Genomic DNA, 6465 nt, shown 5'->3' with positions numbered 1-6465 from the left:
AAAATCAGTATAATCCTGAGTAAGACAAAAAAGAGGAAGTCTTACACAGACCTCCTCTTTTTTGACTTAATTATATGTAGTAATGTTTACAGTTCAGGATACAGGGTAAACTGTTTCATAAATGTATTCACTTCGCCTCTTACGCTGGTGATGAGTGCTTCGTTGTCAGCATCCATCAGCAGTTGATCGATCCAGTCAACGATCTGGCCCATATGGCTTTCGTTCATACCACGGGTGGTAATAGCCGGAACACCAACACGGATACCGGAAGTAACAAAGGCAGATTTATCGTCGAATGGTACCATGTTTTTATTAACAGTGATATCTGCTTTAACGAGTGTTTGTTCTGCTTTTTTACCGGAGATATTTTTATTACGGAGGTCAATCAGCATCAGGTGATTATCGGTACCGCCGGAAATGATTTCATAGCCTTTACCAACAAAGCTTTTCGCCATTGACTGCGCATTTTTCAAAATCTGGTTGGCGTATACGGTATAATCGTCAGACAGGATTTCGAAGAAGGAAACAGCTTTAGCAGCGATGATGTGTTCGAGCGGACCACCCTGGATACCTGGGAATACAGCGGTATCAATGAGGGAGCTCATCATGCGGGTTTCACCTTTTGGTGTTTTCAGACCAAATGGGTTTTCGAAATCTGCGCCCATCATGATCATACCGCCACGGGGACCACGCAGTGTTTTGTGGGTGGTAGTGGTAACGAAATGACAATGTGCAAATGGAGAGTTGAGTAATCCTTTGGCGATCAGACCTGCAGGGTGTGCAATATCTGCCATTACAAAGGCGCCTACCTGGTCAGCTATTTCGCGGATACGTTTGTAATCCCAGTCACGGCTGTAAGCAGATGCACCGCAAACAATCAGTTTTGGTTTTTCGCGGTTGGCGATTTCGGCCATTTTATCATATTCTACCAGGCCGGTTTCTTTGTTAACACCGTAGAAATGAGGCTGGTAAAGTTTTCCGGAGTAGTTCACAGCAGAACCATGGGTAAGGTGACCGCCCATGCTCAGATCCAGACCGAGGATTTTATCGCCTGGTTGGAGAATAGCCAGCATTACAGCAGCATTGGCCTGTGCCCCAGAGTGAGGTTGTACGTTCACATAAGCTGCACCAAATATTTGTTTAGCTCTGTCTATCGCCAATTGTTCGCTTTGATCCACAATTTCGCAGCCTGCATAATATCTTTTGCCAGGATAGCCTTCGGCATATTTATTCGTCATCACTTGTCCCATCGCCTGCATTACCTGGTAGCTGGTAAAGTTTTCAGATGCGATCAACTCAATGCCATGGCGCTGACGCTCCAATTCCTGGCCGATTAAATCAAATATTTGCTGGTCTCTTTGCATGTTGCCTTAAATTTGGTGCAAAAATAAATGAAAGCCGGATCAATAGCAAGCGAAAAGCTCACGCAAAGGAGCAAAGCAGCAAAGTAGGCAGGAAAGGGAAATACTTTGCTACTTTGCTGCTTTGCTCCTTTGCGTGCCCTTTTTCCTTTGCGCTAATTATCCTATTTTCGCGCATTCGAGCAGCAAACGCTATCATCCTAACTACAACAAGCAATGAAGGCAATAATACCAGTGGCAGGGGCAGGCACCAAGCTTCGTCCACATACATATACACAGCCTAAAGCATTAATACCTTTAGCCGGCAGAACCATTCTCAGTATCATCATTGATCAGCTGGTGGATGCAGGTATCACGGAATTTGTATTTGTGGTAGGTTACCTGGGAGAAAAAATCCAGCACTATGTGGAAAAGAAGTATCCACAACTCACCTGTCATTTTGTACAGCAAAATAGCCGCGAAGGCACTGGCCATGCGTTATCACTCACCCGTGATATCGTGGGCAACGATGAAATACTGATCGTACTCGGAGATACTATTTGTGAATGTGATTTCAAAGAAGTAATCGCTTCTCCTTATTCTATGCTGGGCCTGAAGAAAGTAGATGACCCGCGTAACTTCGGTGTAGCAGAACTGGATGAAACAGGCAAAATTACCCGGGTAGTGGAAAAGCCACAGATTCCTAAGTCGAACATGGCGCTGGTAGGGCTTTACAAGATCAAGGAAACTACCCAACTGTATGATTGCCTGCAAAGCAACATCGACAATAAAATAAAATCACATGATGAGTTCCAGCTCACCGATGCGCTGGAATGCATGATTGAACATGGCGTACAGTTCAATGGCTTTAAAGTATCCAACTGGTTTGATTGTGGTCGTAAAGACACGCTGCTGGAAACAAATGCCATTTTGCTGAAGAAATATAAACTCGCTAATAACCCGGTATTGCCGTATGAAAATACGATCATCATTCCGCCGGTAAGTATTGGGGAAGGATGTAATATCAAGAACGCTATTATTGGCCCTAATGTGGCCATAGGCGACAATACGGTCATCAACTACTCTATCGTAAAGGATTCTATTATCGGTTCTTTCAGCAACCTGTATGAAGTGGTGTTGAAATCCTCGCTGATTGGTAGTGATGCCAATATCCGCGGATTGAGTCAGAGCCTGAACATTGGCGATAATACAGAAATAGATCTGGGGTAAGCCCAAAGCATAAAGCTAAAAGCAAAAAGCTATTGTCGCGATTAAATATCCGCCACAATAGCTTTTTGCTTTATGCCTTCTGCTTTCTGCTTTTAAGTATATTCGCTACTATGAGCAACCGTATCACTTCCTTATTCAATATTCAATATCCTGTTATCCAGGCAGGTATGATCTGGGCGAGTGGCTGGCGTTTAGCCAGTGCTGTTAGTAATGCCGGTGGTCTGGGTCTGATTGGTGCCGGTAGTATGTACCCCGATGTGCTGCGCTCGCATATACAGCAGTGTAAACAGGCTACCAACAAACCCTTTGGCGTAAATCTACCTTTGCTGTATCCTGATATAGAACAGCTGATAAATATAATTCTGGAAGAAGGCGTACAAATAGTATTCACTTCTGCCGGAAACCCAAAAACATGGACACCGGTACTGAAGGCTGCGGGCATTAAAGTAGTACACGTAGTATCCAGTGCTGCCTTTGCACTGAAAAGCGAGGTGGCTGGTGTAGATGCGGTAGTGGCAGAAGGCTTTGAAGCTGGCGGTCATAATGGCCGCGAAGAAACAACTACCATGGTATTGATTCCTGCCGTATGTGAGCAGGTAAAAATACCGGTGATAGCAGCGGGTGGAATAGGTTCCGGAAAAGCCATGGCGGCAGCTTTTGCGCTGGGAGCCGACGGTGTACAGGTAGGCAGTCGTTTTGTAGCCACCCCCGAAGCATCTTCCCATATAAATTTTAAACAAGCGGTGGTTAACGCAAAAGAAGGTGATACCATGCTCAGTTTAAAGAAACTAACCCCGGTACGTTTGATCAAAAACAATTTTTACCAGGCCATTAAAGCAGCAGAAGATAACGGCGCAGATGCAGACACCCTGAAAGCACTGCTGGGCCGTGCCCGCGCAAAAACCGGTATGTTTGAAGGTAACCTCGAGGAAGGGGAACTGGAAATAGGCCAGGTGAGCGCACTGATACATGATATTAAACCCGCTGCGCTCGTGCTGGAAGAGATCTGGACAGAGTTTCAGGCAACGATTAGGCTTTTAGCCGTTAGCTTTTAGCTTTTAGCAAAATGCAGCGGAGACATAAGCGAATATATTTTCTTTCCCCGCATATCTCCGCTGCATTTTGCTAACTGCTAAAAGCTAACTGCTAATAGCTATTTACGGTTTCCTCACTACCCACTTCACGGCTTCTTTCAACGTAATCTTTTTGCCATACATCAATATGCCGGTGCGGTATATTCTGCCGGCTGCCCATGTAGTGAATATAAAGCCGCCTATCAGGCAGGCGAACGACAGTGCCAGTTGCCAGTAAGGAACCGTGCCCGGCACGCCATAAGGGAGTCTGGCCATCATCACCATCGGTGAAGTAAAGGGAATAATGCTACCCCATACCGCCAGCGGGCTGCCCGGGTCCTGCACGGCCTTCATCATGATCATAATGCCGATGATGATAGGCACAGTTACAGGAATAGTAAGTTGTTGTATATCGGAGGCGTCTTCGTTAGCAAGACTACCAATCGCTGCATACAAAGAAGAGTAAAACAGGTAGCCACCAAGGAAGTACAATACAAAACAGGGAACGATGAGGCTCCAATGAATGCTACCTACCAGCTCTCTCATTTTGTGAATCATTTCTACCTGATCGGCCTGACTGGTTTGCGCCATAGCGCCACCCTGCGCTGCTGCCTGCATGCTTTCGGGCGAAAAGAATAAGGGGATCAGGGAATAAATAGCGGTAACGAGAATGCCCCATATAAAAAACTGCAGCAATCCAACCGCCGCAATACCAATGATTTTGCCCATCATGAGCTGAAAGGGTTTCACACTGGAAATCATCACTTCCGCAATACGGCTCACCTTTTCTTCCATCACGCCGCGCATGACGGAAGTACCAAACAGTAACAGGACAATGTAAATAATGAATCCGCTGGCATAGCCTACGCCGTAGGCCACCCAGGAGTTACCTTTTTTCTCTTCTTTGCCGTTTTTAAAGGTGACTTCCACATTAGACCGGATTCCATCCATTTTGGATTGATCAATCCCCTGCAGTTCCAGGCGTTTCTTTTCAATGATATCATTGATATCCTTATTAATACTGCTTTCAATGGTAATGCTGGCCTGACCGCTGCTATAAAATTCGAATCCGGAAGGGCGGCTGATATCAAACTGTGGAATGTACAATACACCTTCATAGCCTTTGTCTTCATAGTGCAGTTTAAGGCTGTCGATGTTTTGGTGTTGGAGATATTTGAAATACACCCCTTTAGTGTCGGGGAATTTGTTTTCGAATAAGCCACTGTCATCCACCACGGCGATGCGTTTATGTTCGGTAGAACTGGTGGCCAGTAGTATAGGAACAATGATCATGGCCGCAAAAGCCAGTGGTACCAGTAAAGTGGTGACAAGGAAAGATCTTTTACGGACGCGTGTAAAAAATTCCCGTTTTATAATGAGCCATATTTTTTCCATAAGTAAGCAGCATAATTAGTTCAGCGGAAGAGTGGCCACGTTGGCGGTGGCATTTTCAGTTTGCTGTACCTGGGTGATAAATACCTCGTTGATAGAGGGAAGGAGTTCTTCGAAATAGGTGACAGGAATATCCTGGCGGATGAAGTGCAGGAGGATATCGTTGGTAGTGCTGTCTTCATTCATTTTCACAGTAAACGCCTTATCATGTGTTTGCACAATATTAAAGTGCCAGGTGGCCATTTGAGCCGGGTTGGGCATGGTCCCCAGTCCTACTTTGAAGAGGCCCTGTTTAAAGTCCTGTTGTATTTGCTGTACGCTGCCATCGAGTATTTTTTTGCCTTTGTTAATCAGCATGATATGATCGCAGATTTCTTCCACCTGTTCCATGCGGTGTGTAGAAAAGATGATGGTGGTACCTTGCTGGCTGAGGTTAAATATTTCCTGTTTGATCAGGTTGGAATTGATGGGATCGAGGCCGGAAAAGGGTTCATCGAGTATCAGTAGTTTGGGCTGGTGCAGGATGGTAGAAATGAACTGTACTTTCTGTTGCATGCCTTTACTGAGCTCATCTACTTTTTTGTTGTACCAGGAGTTGATATCGAACTTATCGAACCAGTATTTAATTTTCTGTACCGCTTCTTTTTTGCTGAGTCCTTTCAGGCGGGCGAGGTAGAGGGTTTGTTCCCCTACCATCATTTTTTTGTACAACCCTCTTTCTTCCGGCATGTAGCCGATGTATTGCACGTCGTTTTGTGGGTCAAATTTTTGGCCGTTAAAAAGTATCTGGCCTTCGTCGGGATAGAAGATGCCGGTAATCATGCGTAGTAGCGTTGTTTTACCGGCGCCGTTGGGTCCCAGTAATCCGAAGATGCTGCCCTGTTGTATATCAAAGCTAACATCATCTACCGCTTTATGGGTTTGATAATGCTTTTTCAGGTGTTTAACTTCGAGTAGGTTCATGGTGAAAAATTAATGATTAATCCGCAATAATTAATCATAATATCCTACCCGGATATTTATCGTAGTTTATCTGCGATGATGGCGGCCACGCGTTCTCCGTCCATGGCGGCAGATACAATTCCTCCTGCATATCCTGCGCCCTCCGCGCAGGGATACAGACCTACTACCTGTGGATGTTCGAGTGTATCGTTGTTGCGTGGAATGCGTACCGGGGAAGAGGTGCGTGATTCTGTGGCCACCAGTACTGCGTTTTCTGTATAATATCCTTTCATTTTGCGGCCAAATGCTTTAAAGGCGCCTGCCAGGCGTTGGTGTACTACTTTGGGTAGTACAGTACGGAGGTCGGTGCTATGCAGGCCAGGAACATAGGAACATGCGGGCAGCGAGGCCGATATTTTTTTGCTGACGAAGTCGGTCATTCTTTGTGCGGGAGCTACGAAGTTGCCGCCGCCGGCGATGTATGCCTG

6 protein-coding genes are annotated in these 6465 nt (G+C 45.7%); 2 read left to right on the top strand and 4 right to left on the bottom strand.

Annotation, left to right across the window (positions count from 1 at the left end; all coding sequences use genetic code 11):
* Positions 1-86: 86 nt before the first annotated feature.
* Positions 87-1364 carry a serine hydroxymethyltransferase gene (gene glyA / locus VIP81_RS31415; RefSeq protein WP_331971449.1) on the bottom strand — a complete coding sequence of 426 codons (1278 nt, stop codon included), beginning with the start codon at positions 1362-1364 and terminating at the stop codon, positions 87-89.
* Positions 1365-1577: 213 nt separating this feature from the next.
* Between glyA and VIP81_RS31410 the strand changes: the two genes are divergently transcribed.
* Both VIP81_RS31410 and VIP81_RS31405 read left to right on the top strand, forming a co-directional pair.
* The gene (locus VIP81_RS31410; RefSeq protein WP_331971446.1) at positions 1578-2570 is read left to right on the top strand and encodes a sugar phosphate nucleotidyltransferase; all 993 of its coding nucleotides are present in this window, start codon (positions 1578-1580) and stop codon (positions 2568-2570) included.
* Positions 2571-2680: 110 nt separating this feature from the next.
* Positions 2681-3625 carry an NAD(P)H-dependent flavin oxidoreductase gene (locus VIP81_RS31405; protein WP_331971444.1) on the top strand — a complete coding sequence of 315 codons (945 nt, stop codon included), beginning with the start codon at positions 2681-2683 and terminating at the stop codon, positions 3623-3625.
* A gap of 102 nt (positions 3626-3727) precedes the next feature.
* On the opposite strand, the gene VIP81_RS31400 is transcribed toward VIP81_RS31405, so the two are convergent.
* The 3 genes from VIP81_RS31400 to VIP81_RS31390 form a co-directional block, all read right to left on the bottom strand.
* Entirely contained in the window at positions 3728-5038 is a 1311-nt protein-coding gene (locus tag VIP81_RS31400; protein ID WP_331971441.1) for an ABC transporter permease, read from the bottom strand.
* A gap of 15 nt (positions 5039-5053) precedes the next feature.
* Positions 5054-5998, bottom strand: a complete 945-nt coding sequence (locus tag VIP81_RS31395) for an ABC transporter ATP-binding protein (RefSeq protein WP_331971437.1) — start codon at positions 5996-5998, stop codon at positions 5054-5056.
* 56 nt (positions 5999-6054) lie between these two features.
* Positions 6055-6465: FAD-dependent protein (locus tag VIP81_RS31390; protein WP_349258202.1), on the bottom strand; the 411-nt coding region annotated here is incomplete at its 5' end.

The sequence above is a fragment of the Chitinophaga sp. genome, assembly GCF_036566945.1.
GTDB lineage: Bacteria > Bacteroidota > Bacteroidia > Chitinophagales > Chitinophagaceae > Chitinophaga.
The sequence above is the reverse complement of the archived record's forward strand: the minus strand, read 5'-3'. Positions and strand labels throughout refer to the sequence as shown.

What these genes read in the sequence shown, in the direction of transcription:
- VIP81_RS31400 (WP_331971441.1), bottom strand. Translation starts at nt 5,038, where the DNA reads ATGGAAAAAATATGGCTCATTATAAAACGGGAATTTTTTACACGCGTC.
- VIP81_RS31395 (WP_331971437.1), bottom strand. Translation starts at nt 5,998, where the DNA reads ATGAACCTACTCGAAGTTAAACACCTGAAAAAGCATTATCAAACCCAT.
- VIP81_RS31405 (WP_331971444.1), top strand. Translation starts at nt 2,681, where the DNA reads ATGAGCAACCGTATCACTTCCTTATTCAATATTCAATATCCTGTTATC.
- VIP81_RS31410 (WP_331971446.1), top strand. Translation starts at nt 1,578, where the DNA reads ATGAAGGCAATAATACCAGTGGCAGGGGCAGGCACCAAGCTTCGTCCA.
- glyA (WP_331971449.1), bottom strand. Translation starts at nt 1,364, where the DNA reads ATGCAAAGAGACCAGCAAATATTTGATTTAATCGGCCAGGAATTGGAG.